A 15,800-nucleotide genomic window follows, 5' to 3' on the forward strand; every position below is an offset into this window, starting at 1 on the left:
CACCCGCACCCGCCCGACAACCCCGTCCTCCCGAGCTCTCAGGCGGGCGGAAAAACTACTGCTGAGGGTGGTGGGCCGGGATCGGCGGGAGGTCGCCCGTCGTTTCGTAGGCGCTCAGCATGTCGATACGGCGGATATGACGCTCGTCACCGGAGAACGGGGTGTTGAGGAAGGTCTCCACGAACTTGGTGGCGTCCTCCTGGGAGTGCATGCGGGCGCCGACGGCCACGACGTTCGCGTTGTTGTGCTCGCGCCCCAGTGCCGCGGTCTCCACGCTCCAGGCGAGCGCCGCACGGACCCCGGCCACCTTGTTCGCGGCGATCTGTTCCCCGTTCCCGGAGCCGCCGATCACGATGCCGAGGGAACCGTCGTCGGCGGCCGTGCGCTCGGCGGCACGGAGGCAGAACGGCGGGTAGTCGTCCTGGGCGTCGTAGATGTGGGGCCCGCAGTCGACGGGCTCATGGCCGGCGGCCTTCAGCCACTCGACGAGGTGGTTCTTGAGTTCGTAGCCGGCGTGATCGGAGCCGAGGTAGACGCGCATGGTCCGAGTGTGACACGCCTGTTTCGGCGGGGCGCGACGGGGGCCGGGGCCCCGACAGCATGAGCCACACCACGGAACCTCAAGTAAACCTCAAGTAACAATCTAGATTCAAAGGTTCAGGATTCGTTTCACCTCCGATTCACTGGACCAGCCTTTTACTCGGCTCACGCGGCCCTCTCCGGTCTCCTCTCGTATCCCGCTCTTACTGGAGTCCCGGGCGGAAAGCGTGGGCAGACGCACGGAAGTTCCCCCACCTCCATCACGGCGCAAAGGAAACTCCCCCATGGCCTCGCAGCCGACCTTGCCGTCCCAGACCGGCTCCCCGGGTTCCCCGGATTCCCCCGGCTCCCCCTCGTCGTCCTCCCCCGGTCTGCAGGCCGGTCTCAAGAACCGTCATCTGTCGATGATCGCGATCGGTGGTGTGATCGGGGCGGGCCTGTTCGTCGGGTCCAGTTCCGGTATCACGACCGCCGGCCCCGGCATCCTGCTGTCGTACGCCCTCGTCGGCACGATGGTGGTGCTGGTGATGCGGATGCTGGGCGAGATGTCCGCCGCCAACCCGACGTCGGGGTCGTTCTCGGCGCATGCCGACCGGGCGCTCGGGCGCTGGGCCGGGTTCTCGATCGGCTGGCTGTACTGGTTCTTCTGGGTGGTCGTGCTCGCGGTCGAGGCGACCGCCGGGGCCGTCATCCTGGAAGGCTGGATCCCGGCCGTGCCGCAGTGGGGCTGGGCACTGATCGTGATGATCGTCCTCACCGCCACCAACCTGGTCTCCGTCGGCTCCTACGGTGAGTTCGAGTTCTGGTTCGCCGGGATCAAGGTCGCCGCGATCGCCGCGTTCATCGTCATCGGCGGGCTCGCGATATTCGGGCTGCTGCCGGGCGTGGAGGCGGACAAGGCGGGGCTGACGAACCTCACCGACCACGGCGGGTTCCTGCCCAACGGGCCGGGCGCGATCCTCATCGGTGTGCTGCTGGTCGTGTTCTCCTTCATGGGCAGCGAGATCGCCACCCTCGCCGCCGGCGAGACGGAGAACCCGCAGCAGGCGGTCACGAAGTCCACCAACAGCATCATCTGGCGCATCGGCGTCTTCTATCTCGGCTCGATCTTCGTCGTCGTCGCGCTGCTGCCGTGGAACGACCCCTCGATCAAGGAGAAGGGCTCCTACGTCGCCGCCCTGGACTCGCTGGGCATCGCGCACGCCGGGCAGATCATGAACTTCATCGTGCTCACCTCGGTGCTGTCCTGTCTGAACTCCGGCCTGTACACCGCCTCCCGCATGGCCTTCTCCCTCGGCGAGCGCGGCGACGCGCCCAAGGCGTTCGGCCGTACGAACAACCGGGGTGTGCCGATGGCCGCGATCCTCTCCTCGGTCGTCTTCGGGTTCGTCGCCGTCATCTTCAACTACTTCTTCCCCGAGGGCGTCTTCCTCTTCCTCGTCAACTCCTCCGGCGCGGTCGCCCTGTTCGTCTGGCTGGTGATCTGCTTCTCCCAGCTGCGGATGCGGAGGATCATCGAGCGGGAGGCCCCGGAGAAGCTCGTCGTGAAGATGTGGCTGTACCCGTATCTGACCTGGGCCACCATCGGTCTGATCCTCTTCGTCCTCGGGTACATGCTCACCGACACCGAGCACGACAACCGGGAGATCCTGCTCCTGTCGTTGCTGGTCGCCGCGGTCGTCGTCGGCATCGCGTTGGTGAAGGAGAAGCTGAGCGGTCCGAAGACGGCCACCGCCGAGGTCACCGACAAGGTCGGCGACAAGGTGCGCTGAGCGCGGGTCCGTTGATCGGGCGGGGAGCCCGGCGGTGGTCGTACACCGCCGGGCTCCCTTTGTGGTTCACAGGGGTGTGAAGCTCTTCTCCACCTTCTCGTAGATCGGGAGGGCACGCGCCTCGATGTCCGGGTGGTACCAGGTGGTGAGCTGGTAGGACTTGCCGTCGGCGTCGAAGCCCAGCGAACGGACGTGCCAGGGCAGCTCCTGGGCTGTGACCGTGTACTCCCACACGACCGCCGGCCTGCCCCGGAACTCGGTCTCCTCCAGACGGATCCGCCGGTAGTCCGGTCCCTCGCTGGTGCTCTCCTCCTTCTTCCGCCACTGCTCCAGGAGGTCGCCGCGCGCGAGGGACGCCTTGCCCACGATCTCCTGCCGGGCGTCCGGGGAGGTGTAGTGCACCTCGGCTCCGCTGTGCACCTCGCGCGAGAAACCGTCCGGCGGGATCCAGGCGAAGACTCCGGCCTCGCTACGGGAGCCGGGCGGAAGGCTGGGTGGAGAGCTGGGCGGGCGCGAGGTGCCGGCGACCGTGGGGGCCGAGCTCGACGGGGATGTCGAGGGTGACGCCTCGTCCTTGTCGTCGGGTGATCCGCCAAGTGCCGGCACGACGACCGCGGCGACCACCCCGGCCACGGCCAGACCGACGGCCGTGATGAGCGCCGTACGACGCTTGCCCCGCCACCACTTGGCCGACCCGGCCGATCCGGCCGCGACCGCCGGGCCCAGCGGCTCGCCCGGTGGCGTGGGGGTGGGACGGGGCTGCGTCGGCAGGTGGCCGCCCTCGGGTGCCCCCGGTGAGAGCGGAGTGGGCTGAGCGGTCGGGGTGCGCTGACCGACCGGAGCGGCTGGGCCGGCCGGGCCGGCTGGGGCGCCGGCCTCTGCCGGGTTCGGCTCCGGGTGCTCCACCTGGATACCGCTCCTCCAGGCGTTCGGTGTCGCCGGCGCACCTTCCGAGGGGAGTTCGGGGGTGCCGGTGGTGGGTGGGGCTTCGGAGGAAGCGTTCGAGGGGGGTGGGACGCCGGGTGTGCGGTTGCGGACGGGGGTGGTGGGGCGGTCGGGTTGGGGGGTTGAGGGCTCGGGGCTGGGTACGGGGGTCGCCCCGGGCCCGCGTTCCGGTGCGGATCGGGGGTCGTCCGGTGCCGAGCGGGGGTCCGACGGCGGCTCGGGACGGTTGCGTAGCGTCGGGGTCCGCCGTACGGGGGTGGGTCCCGCCGAAGGTGCGGAACCCTGTGCGGATTCCGGTGCCGCTGCCAGGGGTTCCGGGTGGGGCGCGGACGAGGCCTCGGGCTCGCCTGCACCGGCGGTCTCTGCCGCCTGGCCTGCGATCTCGGCCTCACCACTGTCGGGCTCCTCCCCCGCCCCCGAAGGCTCCGGCTCGACCGGGGCGGCGACCGCGCCCCCTATCGGTCCCGTCGCGATCGTGCGGAGCGCCTCCGTCAGTTCCCGCAGACCGGGGCGGGCCTCCGGGTCCTTCTTCAGGAGGGCGGCGAGCAGATCGTGCAGTTCACCTGCGGTGGGCGGGAGTTCGGGCTCTTCGTAGAGGACGGCGTGGAGGGTGGCGAGGGTGGTGGAGCGGGAGAAGGGGGAACGGCCGCCGAGGGCGGCGCAGAGGGTGGCGCCCAGGGACCAGAGGTCGGAGGGTGGGCCCTGGGGGCGGCCGGAGACGCGTTCGGGGGCCATGTAGTCGGGGGAACCGACCAGCATGCCGACCATGGTCAGGGCCTCGGCGTCCTGGATCGCCGCGATGCCGAAATCGGTGAGGACGACACGGTGGGTGCCCGAGCGCCGGACGAGCACGTTGGCCGGCTTGATGTCCCGGTGCAGTACTCCTTGGGCGTGCACCTGGCCCAGCGCGTCGACGAGTTCGAGGCCGATACGGGCGGTCTCTCGGACGTCGAGGGGGCCGTCGTCCACCAGGAGCCGTTCCAGGGAGCGACCGTCGATCAGCTCCATCACGATCCAGAGCCGCTCGCCCTCGTCGACGACGTCGTAGACGCGTACGACGCCGGGGTGGTCGATACGGGCCGACGCCCTGGCCTCGCGCAGGGTTCGCTCGCGTCGGGTGCGGGTGTCCTCCGGGTCGAGGCCGTCGATGCGCATTTCCTTGACGGCCACCTGTCGGTCGAGTATTTCGTCGGTGGCTCGCCACACCCGCCCCATTCCGCCTTGGCCAATGCTTTCGACCAGTCGATAACGGCCGGTCACCATGAGCCCCGGAACTCCGCCTCTTGTTATTCCTGGCACCCCCGCTCCCCCCTTCAACATCTGCTCACGCCTGTCACAGCGGAATCAAAAGCAGCGTCAGAGCCGACCAGAACCAAAAAGTCGCGCATTGGTCACACTTCGTGCCGCACCAGCATAGTGCGGAGAAATTTTGTGGTACCTCTTCAGTGGCCGTGAATTCAGGCACGGCCAGGGGGAGCAAGGGGGATGGAACATGAGTTCTCGTCGCGGGATGTCCAGGACCACCATCGCGGCAGCGCTGCTCACGGCATCGTTCTCGTCGGTGATGATCCTCGGCCTCACGGCCTCGGCGGATGACGAGGGGGGCTTGAGCAACAAAGGCGGAAAGGCCATGGATGCGGCACCGGCAGGAGTGAAACTGTCGACGCTGCTGTCCGAGAAGATCGAGGTCGACAACAAGTCCCAGGAAACGGAGATCAAGGGCGTCGTAAAGAACGAGGGAAGCAAGGCGAGTGGGGAAATTCGTCTGCTCGTGGTCGGTTTCGGCGGTCTGACGGTCAAGAATGTCGAAGGCTGCAAAGCAATCCCCGAAGGGGATCTTCCCGATGGCGCGAACAGTGGTTTCGCCTGTGCGATCGACGATCTGGCGGCCGGAAAGTCGAAGACATATGCGATCGACGCCACGTACGACCTGAAGAAACAGGGAAAGATCTGTCTGCCGGTCCAGAGCGCCGATGGCTCGAAGACGTTCTGGCAGCAGGGTCCGGTCCCGTTCGGTACGACGAACCAGTCGCCCAACGAGCCCGCCACCCCGCTGCTCCTCGGCACCGACAACAGCCCGGTCACCCCCGGCGACGGCGGAGGTGACGGCGGCGGCAGCGGAGGTGGCGGCAAGGACGGCAAGGACAACAAGCCGGACGAGCTGCCCCAAACCGGCCCCTTCGAGCAGGTCCTGCCGCTGGGCATGGCGGGCGCCGCGCTGATCTCGGCGGGTGCGGCGGGCCTGTGGTGGAACCACCGCCGGGCGCGGCGGGAGGCCTGACCCGGTCGGCAGGACACGCCCAGCTGGACGACCCTGCCGCTCCCGCCCGGCTTCTACGGCGACGACGATGACGGCGACGATGGCGATGGCGATGACCGTGAGGTGCCCGCGACCGTCGGAGGGTCGCTCGTGTCGGGCAGGCGGGTTTCGCCGCCGGGGCGGATCACGGTGGCGATCATCACGGCGGCCACGGCGGCGGTGACGAGGACGAGGAGGGCCACGAGGAGCCGGGACCGCCGGTCGGGAGGCTCCGGCGCGGACGGTTCGCCCGGCGCGTCCCGGTCCGGGGCCGGGGCTGACGTCGAGGCCGAAGCCGTGGCTCTCTCCCCCACCGCATCCGCGTCCGCGATCGTCGCCGCCCCCCTCAGGTACGCCTCGATCTCGTCCAGGTCCGGGCGGTCCGCGGGGTCCTTGGCCAGCAGGCGTCGTAGCAACGGGGTCAGCGGGCAGTCGTCGGCGGGGAGTCGGGGCTGCTCGTAGACGATCGCGAGGAGTGTCTCGGCGGTGGAGGCGCGGGCGAAGGGGGAGTGGCCGGTCAGGGCCGTACAGAGGGTGGCGCCGAGGGACCAGAGGTCGGAGGGCGGGCCGGTGGGGCGGCTGAGGGCGCGTTCTGGAGGAATGTATTCCGGGGAGCCGAGGAGGACGCCGGTGCGGGTCAGGGGGCGGGTGTCCTCCAGGGAGGCGATCCCGAAGTCGGTGAGGACGACCCGGCCTCCCGATCCGAGCAGGACGTTGCCGGGCTTGATGTCGCGGTGCAGGACCCCGGCCGCGTGCACCTGACGCAGCGCCTCGGCGAGAGCCAGGCCGACGCGGGCGGCCTCGCGGGTGTCGAGGGGGCCGTTGTCGTGGACGACGGTTTCCAGGGAGGGGGCGTCCACGAGTTCCATGACGCTCCAGAGCCGGTCGGCGTCCTCGGTCACGTCGTAGACGCGTACGACGCCGGGGTGGTCGACACGGGCCGGTGCCCGCGCCTCACGCAGCGCCCGCTCCCGGCGGGTACGCGGGTCCTCGTCGCCGGGGCCGCCGTCGAGCCGCAGCTCCTTGACGGCGACGGAGCGGTCCAGCATCTCGTCGGCAGCGCGCCACACCCTTCCCATGCCGCCCTGCCCGACCGGGTCCACCAGGCGGTAGCGCCCCGAGACCCGCATGTGCGCCCACCTCCAACGTCCTTCCATGACAACACGGTTCGCCCGGATTCGGGCAGGTCGTGCATGCCTTCGCGTCAACGCGGAAGAGGCTCGCCGTGGTGAGGTCGGAGTACGACCCGGCGAGCCTCTTCAGAGACGGTCACTGCGTCACTTCTTGAGCAGCTTCCACGCCGTCGGCAGCAGGCCCATCGCGAGCGCGGCCTTCAGGGCGTCGCCGATCAGGAAGGGGGTGAGGCCGAGGGCGACGGCGGCGGAGAGGGAGATGTCTGCGGTGGCGGCGAGGTAGGGGACGCCGACGGCGTAGATGATCGCCTCGCCCACCAGCATCGTGCCGGCCATACGGAGCATCGAGCGGTCGGCGCCACGGCGGGCCAGGGCGCCCACGGCGGCGGAGGCGAGGATCATGCCGAGGATGTAGCCGAAGGACACGCCGACGCCGGAGGTGCCGCCCGCGAACCACGGCACACCGGCGAGACCGGCCAGCGCGTACAGGACGAGCGCGGCGACACCGCGCCCGGCGCCGAGGGCCGTGCCGACGAGCAGGGCGGCGAAGGTCTGGCCGGTCACCGGGACCGGGGAGCCCGGCACGGGTACGGAGATCTGGGCGGCGAGCCCGGTGAGCGCGGCACCGCCGGCCACCAGTGCCACGTCCCGTACACGGGAGGCGGGGAGCAGGTCGGCGAGGACCTGACCGGTGCGGGCGGGGGCGACGGCGGTACTCATGGGGACTCCGCGAGGGTGTGAGAGGGACGTAGGCATGTGTACGACGTAAGAGTGTGTACACGGCAACGAACACGGTGACGCTATCCCAGCGCCCTCGCGTCGAACACCGTCAACGCTCGACAAAGGGCGGAACAGGGGGTTGGTGGGCTTCGAACAAGAGGTTGGGGTTACACCGGGTACGGCGTGATGCCGATCACTTGGGCGGAGTGGCTTTCACCACTCGGGAGGGACCGTGCGGCTTCTGTAGGGTTTCACCAATCAGACAGACATGCGGGGTCGCCGGGCATCGAGCAGGCGTACGACCACCCGGGCAACGTCGGCCAGGGCTCGACCCCGGTCCGTCTCCTGTTCGGGGGGTCTTTCGACGGAAGCCTTCCGTTGTGGTTGGTTTTGGCGTGATTCTTGGGGGATGCCTACGCCGAAGCGACTGACGTGCCAGACGTGCCGTTCCGAGGAACCGCACGAGCCCCTCACCTCCGGCCAGCGGGACTGGCTCCAGCAGCAGCTCGGCAATCCCGTCAGTGACAACTACTACAAGTGCGTCAACCGCCGCCCGGACGGCAAGGTCTGTCTGAATCTGCGCACCCACGGCCACGAGAAGCACTTCAGACTCACCAAGCGGCTGCCCGACGACCTGGAGTGACTACGGGACAGGGCGGAAACCGCAGGAGAAGACGGAAACCGCAGGTCACGGCGGATTGTCAGACCCCCCTGTCACTCTTCCCTCCATGGACGCGAGCGACTTCTGGAACATCGTCGACGAGGCACGCCGTACGGCCGCCTCCTCCATGGGCGACGACTCTCCCACGGGTGAGGGAGCGGGCGACGCCGACTGGGGGGCCGTCGCCGAGCGGGCCTCCGCGCTGCTGGCCGCCCGGCCGGTCGTCGAGATCGTGGCCGCCCAGCAGGTCCTGTGGGACCTGCTGGCCGAGTCGTACCGCGCCCCCTTGTGGGCGGCGGCGTACACGATCAACGGAGGCTGCTCGGACGACGGCTTCGACTACTTCCGGGGATGGCTCATACTCCAGGGTCGCGAGGTGTTCGAGCGGGCTGTCGCCGACCCCGACTCACTCGCCGAGCTGCCCGAGATCCGGGCGGCGGCCGAGGAGTGGGCCGAGGTCGACTGCGAGCGCACACTCGGCATCGCGTGGGACGCGCACCGCACGGCCACCGGCCAGGACCTGCCGCCGGGCTGCTTCAGCATCCGGTATCCGCAACTGGACCCGTCCTGGGGCTTCGACTTCGACGACTGGGAGGAGTTGGGGCGCCGGCTGCCACGGCTCGCCGCGTTGTACGCGAAGCACGTCGCGGACCGAGCCGGAGGCTCCGCGGCGGCCGGGCGCCCCATCCAGTCCGAGGTCGGATCCGTTCCGTCGGCTGTCAGACCAGGTTGCTGAAGTCGGGGCCCTTGGTACGGCTGCGCTTGATCTCGTAGAAGCCCGGGACCGAGGCGACGAGGAGGGTGCCGTCCCAGAGCTTGGCGGCCTCCTCGCCCTTGGGGGCGGGGGTGACGACCGGGCCGAAGAAGGCGATCTGCTCACCGTCGGAGCCGGGGACGGCGATGACCGGGGTGCCCACGTCCTGGCCGACCTTGTCGATGCCCTCCTTGTGCGAGGCGCGCAGCTGCGGCTCGTACGGGGTGGAGTCCCAGTGGTCCATGAGCGACTCCGGCAGACCGACGTCCTTCAGGGCGGCGGCGACCGTCTCCTTCTCGGGGCCCTCGCCCTGGTTGTGGATGCGCGTGCCGAGGGCGGTGTAGAGATCGCCGAGGACCTCGGCGCCGTGCTCCTCCTGGGCGGCTATGACGACCCGGACCGGGCCCCACGCCTTGGTCTGCAGCAGCTCGCGATACTCCTCGGGCAGTTCGTCGATCTTGGGCTCATTGAGTACCGCGAGGCTCATCAGGTGCCAGCGGACCTCGATGTCCCGGACCTTCTCCACCTCCAGGACCCACCGCGAGGTCATCCAGGCCCAGGGGCAGAGGGGGTCGAACCAGAAGTCGACGGGGGTTTTGCCGGAGGACTGGGAGGACTGCTCGGACATGCTTCTCCTCGAAAGGGGGTGATACAGGATCGGATTACAGCTCAACAGCGCGACAACGTCGGGGGCCACCCCCCTCATTCCCGTTTCGCACGCGGGCGCGTTCCTTTTCGGCGCACCCCCCTTCCGATTCGGCGCACGCCCCCCTTCCGACCGCCGGCCGATTGCTCGCCGACCCGCCCCGACCGTCGCCAACAGCCCCTCGTCCGCCTGTCGATCGCCCATCGCCTGCCCACCGTCAGGAGCGCATGGCAGGATCGGGCCTGTCCGCATACTGAACACCGCCCCCGAGGGAGTGCCGCCCGTGCCCGGTGAGAATCTGTCCCGCGACGAGGCCCAGGAGCGGGCCGCGCTGCTGTCCGTCGACGGCTACGAGGTCTCGCTCGACCTGCGGTCCGCCGTCGGTGACTCCGGCGGAGACGAGCCGCGCACCTTCCGGTCGGTGACGACCATCCGCTTCCGGTGCGCCGACCCGGGCGCCACCAGCTTCGCCGATCTGGTCGCGCCGAGCGTGACGGCGGTCTCCCTCAACGGCAACGATCTCGACCCCAGCGAGGTGTTCGACGGTGCGCGGATCGTCCTCGACGATCTCGCCGCCGAGAACGAGCTGGTGGTCGACGCCCAGTGCGCCTACTCCCGTACCGGCGAGGGCATGCACCGCTTCGTCGACCCCGAGGACGGCGAGGTCTACCTCTACACCCAGTACGAGCCGGCCGACTCCCGCCGGGTCTTCGCCAACTTCGAGCAGCCGGACCTCAAGGCCCCGTTCCGCTTCGAGGCGCGGGCGCCCGAGGGCTGGGTCGTGTGGAGCAACGGGGTCGGCGAGCTGACGGACGGGGTGTGGCGGTTCGCGGAGACGAAGCCGATCTCGACGTACATCACGGCCGTCGTCGCCGGTCCGTACCACTATGTGACGGATTCCTACGAGCGGGTCTTCGAGGACGGTACGAGGCTGGAGATCCCGCTGGGCGCGATGTGCCGCAAGGGTCTCGCCCTGTACTTCGACTCCGACGACGTCTTCGAGATCACCAAGCAGGGTCTGGACTTCTTCCACGACCACTTCGACTACCCGTACCCGTTCGGAAAGTACGACCAGGCCTTCGTGCCCGAGTACAACCTCGGCGCGATGGAGAACCCGGGGCTCGTCACCTTCCGCGAGGAGTTCATCTTCCGGGGCAAGGTCACGCAGGCGTCGTACGAGCGGCGGGCCAACGTCATCCTGCACGAGATGGCGCACATGTGGTTCGGCGACCTGGTGACCATGGTGTGGTGGGACGACCTGTGGCTGAAGGAGTCGTTCGCCGACTTCATGGGCTCCTTCTCCATGGTCGAGGCGACCCGTTTCACCAACGGGTGGATCACCTTCGCCAACAACCGCAAGTCCTGGGCGTACCGCGCCGACCAGCTGCCCTCCACCCACCCCGTCACGGCCGACATCCGTGACCTGGAGGACGCCAAGCTCAACTTCGACGGCATCACCTACGCCAAGGGCGCCTCCGTGCTGAAGCAGCTGGTGGCGTACGTGGGGCGCGAGGCCTTCCTGGAGGGCGCCCGGCGCTACTTCAAGCGGAACGCGTACGGCAACACGCGGCTCGGGGATCTGCTGTCGGTGTTGGAGGAGACCAGCGGGCGGGACATGGCGGCCTGGTCGCGGGCGTGGCTGCAGACGGCGGGGGTGAACTCCCTCACGCCTCAGGTGCTGTTGGACGCGGACGGCCGGATCGACGAGCTGGCGGTGGTGCAGGAGGCCGCCGAGTCGCACCCCGAGCTGCGGCCGCACCGGGTGGCGATCGGGCTCTACCGGCGGGCGGACGGTGGCCCGCTGGAGCGGTACGCGCGCGCCGAGGTGGACGTCGACGGGCCGCGTACGGTCGTGGATGAGCTGGCCGGGGCCGAGGCGCCCGCGCTGGTGCTGGTCAACGACGACGACCTGACGTACTGCAAGATCCGTTTCGACGCCGAGTCGCTGGACACGCTGCGCGCCGGGCTCGGGGACGTCACCGATCCGCTGGCGCGGGCGCTGTGCTGGTCCGCGCTGTGGAACCTGACCCGGGACGCGCTGCTGCCGGCGCGGGACTTCGTCGACCTGGTGCTGCGGTTCGCGGGACGGGAGTCCGACATCGGTGTGCTGCAGATGCTGCACGCCTGGGCGAACTCCGCGCTCACGTACTACGCGGCGCCTCAGTGGCGGGAGACGGGCGGACGGCTGCTGGCCGAGGGCGCGTTGCGGGAGCTGCGGGCGGCGGAGCCGGGCAGTCAGCATCAGCTGACCTGGGCGCGGTTCTTCGCGTCGGTGGCGTCGAACGAGGCCGACCTCGGTGTGTTGCAGGGGCTGCTGGCCGGGACCGAGAAGATCGACGGGCTGGAGGTGGATCAGGAGCTGCGGTGGGCGTTCCTGGAGCCGCTGGCCACGTACGGGGTCGCCGACGAGGGGGTGTTGGCGGCGGAGCTTGCCCGTGACGACACGGCGTCCGGGAAGCGGCATCAGGTGCGGTGCCTGGCGGCGCGGCCGTCCGCGGCGGTCAAGGCGCAGGCGTGGGCGTCGGTCGTGGAGTCCGACGCGCTGTCCAACGCGCTGGTCGAGGCGACGATCGCGGGGTTCGGGCGGCCGTCCCAGCGGGAGTTGGTGGCGCCGTATGCGGTCAAGTACTTCAAGGTGATCGAGCGGGTGTGGGGCGAGCGGTCGATTCAGATCGGGATGGATGTGGTGCGGGGGTTGTTCCCCTCGCTGCAGGATTCTCAGGCGACCTTGGACGCGACCGACGCGTGGCTTGCTTCGCACGAGGGGGCCGCGCCGGCGTTGCGGAGGTTGGTGCTGGAGGCCCGGGACGATCTGGCTCGGGGGTTGCGGGGGCAGGTGTGTGACGCGGCGGCCGGTGACCGGTAACTGCCGCTGAGCCTCTGTGGTGTTGGGCACCCGGAGCTGGGGCCGGACGGGGGTGGGCTGCGCGACTCGGCGCTACGAGGTGCCGCTGCGCCCACCCTCCCCCATCGCCCCAGCGGCACGATTGCCCGCAGTTGGGACGGCTAGGGCAGCTGGACAGCTATTGGGTGTCCGACCCTACGGGTTCCGAGTTACGAGATTCGGGTATTCGGAGCCGTAACCTTTCTCGATCCCCGTCTGGACCTGGGGGTATCGGCAGTCGAACGCATGTACTTTAGCGTAGGGTTGTCCGGATTTGTCGACGGGCTTGTAACAGGGGTTATCGGGCGGCCGGGACGCGGGAACCTCCCGGTCATGAACCACAACACCCCGCTCTCCCCCCGCCCTCTCCGCCGGCTGGCGGACGTCCACCGCCGGGTGCTGACGGCCGCGCAGTTGCGCGCGCAGGGTGTCCCCCCCGCAGACATGCACGAGCAGTGCCGGCCCGGTGGTCCCTGGCAGCAGATCCTGCCGGGGGTGTACCTGTTGCACCCGGGCCCGGCGACCTCCGAGGAGCGGCTGCACGCCGTGCTGTCGTACGCGAGCCGGCGCCGCGAACCCGCGCCGGGGGTGCCCGCGCAGCCGAGCGCCGACCAGGCGCACAGCCCGGCCCGCTACACGGACGCGGTGATCACGGGCCTGGCCGCCCTGACGCTGCACGGTTTCTCGTCGGCTCCCCCGCTGCTCTCCCTGGACAAGATCGATGTGCTGGTCCCACGTCTGCGCCGGCTGAGGAGCATGGGGGACGCGCGGATCGTCCGTACGCCCACCATGCCGAGCCCGACGTACGTGACCGGCCTGCCGGTCGCGCCGGTGCCGCGCGCCCTGGCCGACGCGGTCGCGGAACTAGCCGACGCGGTCGCCGTACGCCGACTGCTGATGGAGGCGGTGCGCGGCGGTCACACGGAACCGGCGTCCGTCGTACGGGAATTGACGCAGGCCAGGCTGCTGAGCCGACCGCATGTCGTGGACGCCGTGGACTCGCTGCTCGCCGAGGGGCGGGCGATCGCGGAGGACCAGCTGTACCGGATGGTCAACGAGTACGGTCTCCCCGACCCGGTCTGGAACGTGGACCTCCGCCTGCCCGGCGGTCCTCACCTCGGCGGTCTCGACGCGTACTGGCCGGAGCAGGCCGTCGCGGTGGAACTGGACACCCGGTCGCCGCGCCAGGAGGACGACGCCCTGTGGTCCGAGTACGCCCGCAAGCGGGAGATGTTGGAGCGGCTCGGCATCACCGTCGTCCACATCACCCCGAAGAAGCTGCGCGAGTCGCTGGAGCAGCAGGCGGCCGTCGTACGGACCGCGTTGATGGCGTCGTGCGACCGGGATCCGGCGGCGTATGTCGTGGTGTTGCCTCGGTGAGCCGGTAACCCGGGAACCAGGAGGGGAGAGGAAAGGCCGCCGTACGTTTCGGCGGCCCTTCCTCATATTGCCCTGTTTCCCTGCTCCCCCGGCTCCCCTTCTCCCCCGGCTCCGCCGTTCCCCTGCTCCGCGCCCTCCCCGCAGAACTCCGCCTCGATCACCGCCTCCGCGTCGCCCGCCCAGTCGCCGTTGAAGTTGAAGGCGAGGGAGTGGCGGCCGTCGGGGGTGGTGGCCATGTCGGAGTGGGAGCCGGGGACGTCGCCGCTGTGGCCCCAGACGTGGATGCCACAGCTGAGTTCGACGTCGGTGATGCCGAGGCCGTACCGCTCGTCGGGGTAGCCGGTGGCTTCGACCGTCGTCGTCAGTTCGGACTGCTGCTTCGGTGGGAGCAGGTCGCCACGGACGAGGGCGGTGACGAAGCGGTTCAGGTCAGCGGTGGTGGAGATGATCTCGCCGGCCGCGTACGGGATCGACGGGTTGAACTCGGTGACGTCGTACGTCGGTCCGTCGGCCGTCAGCGCGAGCTTGCTGTACGCCCGGCCGCTGGGGCTCGGCATGGTCGGGTCGGTGCCCGGCACGGTGGTGGAGCGCAGGCCGAGCGGTTCGACGATGCGGGCGCGGACCTCGTCGCCGTACGGGTTGCCGGTGGCCTTCTCGATGATCAGACCGGCGAGAACGTAGTTGGTGTTGGAGTAGTGCCAGCCGGTGCCCGGCGCGAAGTACGGCTCGTGCTTCATCGCGATCGCCACGAGTTGCTCGGGGGTCACCGTGTCGTAGCGGTGCCGGAGGAAGCCGTCGGCGAAGTAGTACGTGTCGAGGAAGCCGCTGTCCTCGGTGCTGTTGAAGATTCCGCTGGTGTGGTTGAGGAGTTGGCGGACGATGATCGCGTCGCCGTCGTGGCCGTTGCCGGTGACCAGGCCCGGCAGCCACTTCTCGACCGTGTCGTCCAGCGACAGCTTTCCCTCGGCCTCCAACTGCAGCACGACCGTCGCGACGAACGTCTTGGTGATGCTGCCGACCCGGAAACGGTCCTTGGGAGTGCGCGGCGCTCCCGTGTCGAGGTTCCCGACCCCGGCCGCCGTCTTCCAGACGCCGCCCCGCTTGTCCTTGGCCTGTGCGATCACACCGGGCACGCCGTCGGCGACGGCCGCCTCGACGGCCTGACGGGTCGCGCCATGCTCTCGGTGGTTCGCGTCGTTCCCGTGGTCCCGGTCGGCCGGGGCTGCCGCCGCCGGGCCTGCCGTACCGACCGCCGGCGCCATGGCGGCGGTCGCGGCCGTCACCGCCATCAGTGCCGTACGCAGCATGGACATGTGTCTTCTCCCCGTCGCGCGCGCCAGCCATGAGTCCTATGAGCCGTATGGTTCACGGCTCTGGGAGAGGGACACCTGTGGCTACGGGTCGGGTTGCGTCGCGGGGCGGCGGTTGCTCGACTTTCGGCCACGCCGACGATCCGGTGCCGCTTAGGTTGGGCCGTGTGAAATCGCGGGCCGTGTCGATCGTTTCGCTGGTGCTGTTCCTGATACCGGTCGTGCTGGGGCTGGCCGACCTGGTCCGGGCGGTGGCCGTTCCCGGCGCGCCCGAGTGTCCCGGCATCGCCCTCGACGAGGTGGGCGAGGAACATCCCGGCCCCATGCGGCCGGGGTTCACCTGCCACCTCTACGACGACTGGACCACGATGCGGCCCACGGGCACGCGAACGTTCGAGCAGCAGAAGAACGCGCAGGACGCGGAGCGTGACGACCACTACGCGCGGGCGCTCGGCTACATCGCTTATGGCATCGCGGGGCTGGTCGTCGTGGCCGCCGCGAGGGGGACGCGGCCCGCCCTGCCGTCCTGGTGGCGCGGGAACCGACCGAGTTCGTAGGCGGGCGTCCGTCCTACTGGCCGGACTCCGGAGTGTCCGGGCAGTGCGCGTCGGCAGTGGGACCGAGATGATCAGTGCGTCCAGTGGTGGGAGGCCGAGCTCGCTCGCCTGCGGCATGGCCTTCCACAACTGCGCGGCGCGCTACCTCTACGCCCTCGGCCGCGAAGGCGTCCTCCCCTCCCTCCAGCGGACCATCGGC

At 69.7% G+C, this 15,800-nt stretch carries 13 protein-coding genes; 7 read left to right on the plus strand and 6 right to left on the minus strand.

What is annotated here, in order from left to right; translation table 11 throughout:
- Positions 1-55: 55 nt before the first annotated feature.
- Entirely contained in the window at positions 56-541 is a 486-nt protein-coding gene (locus tag STRIP9103_RS42570) for a ribose-5-phosphate isomerase (RefSeq protein ID WP_009340513.1), read from the minus strand.
- A 283-nt stretch (positions 542-824) separates the two neighbouring features.
- Between STRIP9103_RS42570 and STRIP9103_RS42575 the strand changes: the two genes are divergently transcribed.
- The gene (locus tag STRIP9103_RS42575) at positions 825-2,312 is read left to right on the plus strand and encodes an amino acid permease (protein ID WP_009340495.1); all 1,488 of its coding nucleotides are present in this window, start codon (positions 825-827) and stop codon (positions 2,310-2,312) included.
- Between the two features lie 66 nt (positions 2,313-2,378).
- On the opposite strand, the gene STRIP9103_RS42580 is transcribed toward STRIP9103_RS42575, so the two are convergent.
- The gene (locus STRIP9103_RS42580; RefSeq protein WP_459170923.1) at positions 2,379-4,472 is read right to left on the minus strand and encodes a serine/threonine-protein kinase; all 2,094 of its coding nucleotides are present in this window, start codon (positions 4,470-4,472) and stop codon (positions 2,379-2,381) included.
- Between the two features lie 277 nt (positions 4,473-4,749).
- On the opposite strand from STRIP9103_RS42580, the gene STRIP9103_RS42585 reads away from it, so the two are divergent.
- Positions 4,750-5,538: a cell wall protein gene (locus STRIP9103_RS42585; protein WP_048822081.1), complete on the plus strand. Its 789-nt coding sequence runs from the start codon at positions 4,750-4,752 to the stop codon at positions 5,536-5,538.
- A gap of 53 nt (positions 5,539-5,591) precedes the next feature.
- Here STRIP9103_RS42585 and STRIP9103_RS42590 read toward each other — a convergent pair whose 3' ends face one another.
- Together STRIP9103_RS42590 and STRIP9103_RS42595 are read right to left on the minus strand one after the other, a co-directional pair.
- Positions 5,592-6,686 (minus strand): serine/threonine-protein kinase, encoded by a 1,095-nt coding sequence (locus STRIP9103_RS42590; protein WP_009340516.1) that lies wholly within the window; start codon positions 6,684-6,686, stop codon positions 5,592-5,594.
- A gap of 147 nt (positions 6,687-6,833) precedes the next feature.
- Positions 6,834-7,409 carry a biotin transporter BioY gene (locus tag STRIP9103_RS42595; protein WP_009340497.1) on the minus strand — a complete coding sequence of 192 codons (576 nt, stop codon included), beginning with the start codon at positions 7,407-7,409 and terminating at the stop codon, positions 6,834-6,836.
- Between the two features lie 409 nt (positions 7,410-7,818).
- Between STRIP9103_RS42595 and STRIP9103_RS42600 the strand changes: the two genes are divergently transcribed.
- Both STRIP9103_RS42600 and STRIP9103_RS42605 read left to right on the plus strand, forming a co-directional pair.
- Entirely contained in the window at positions 7,819-8,052 is a 234-nt protein-coding gene (locus tag STRIP9103_RS42600; RefSeq protein WP_009340515.1) for a hypothetical protein, read from the plus strand.
- A gap of 85 nt (positions 8,053-8,137) precedes the next feature.
- Positions 8,138-8,806, plus strand: a complete 669-nt coding sequence (locus STRIP9103_RS42605) for a DUF4240 domain-containing protein (RefSeq protein ID WP_009340505.1) — start codon at positions 8,138-8,140, stop codon at positions 8,804-8,806.
- Here STRIP9103_RS42605 and STRIP9103_RS42610 read toward each other — a convergent pair.
- Complete coding sequence (locus tag STRIP9103_RS42610) at positions 8,790-9,452, minus strand: mycothiol-dependent nitroreductase Rv2466c family protein (RefSeq protein WP_009340507.1); 663 nt, start codon at positions 9,450-9,452, stop codon at positions 8,790-8,792. The two genes, STRIP9103_RS42605 and STRIP9103_RS42610, sit on opposite strands and share 17 nt — an antisense overlap.
- A gap of 301 nt (positions 9,453-9,753) precedes the next feature.
- Between STRIP9103_RS42610 and pepN the strand changes: the two genes are divergently transcribed.
- Positions 9,754-12,336 carry an aminopeptidase N gene (pepN, locus tag STRIP9103_RS42615; RefSeq protein WP_009340511.1) on the plus strand — a complete coding sequence of 861 codons (2,583 nt, stop codon included), beginning with the start codon at positions 9,754-9,756 and terminating at the stop codon, positions 12,334-12,336.
- 351 nt (positions 12,337-12,687) lie between these two features.
- Entirely contained in the window at positions 12,688-13,734 is a 1,047-nt protein-coding gene (locus STRIP9103_RS42620; RefSeq protein WP_009340520.1) for a hypothetical protein, read from the plus strand.
- A gap of 62 nt (positions 13,735-13,796) precedes the next feature.
- On the opposite strand, the gene STRIP9103_RS42625 is transcribed toward STRIP9103_RS42620, so the two are convergent.
- A complete protein-coding gene (locus tag STRIP9103_RS42625; RefSeq protein WP_009340493.1) occupies positions 13,797-15,047 on the minus strand; it encodes a serine hydrolase domain-containing protein in 1,251 nt (416 codons plus the stop codon).
- 179 nt (positions 15,048-15,226) lie between these two features.
- Here STRIP9103_RS42625 and STRIP9103_RS42630 point away from each other — a divergent pair, with 179 nt between their 5' ends.
- Positions 15,227-15,601 (plus strand): hypothetical protein, encoded by a 375-nt coding sequence (locus tag STRIP9103_RS42630; protein ID WP_048822083.1) that lies wholly within the window; start codon positions 15,227-15,229, stop codon positions 15,599-15,601.
- Positions 15,602-15,800: the final 199 nt, after the last annotated feature.

Source organism: Streptomyces ipomoeae 91-03, from assembly GCF_000317595.1.
Taxonomy (GTDB): domain Bacteria; phylum Actinomycetota; class Actinomycetes; order Streptomycetales; family Streptomycetaceae; genus Streptomyces; species Streptomyces ipomoeae.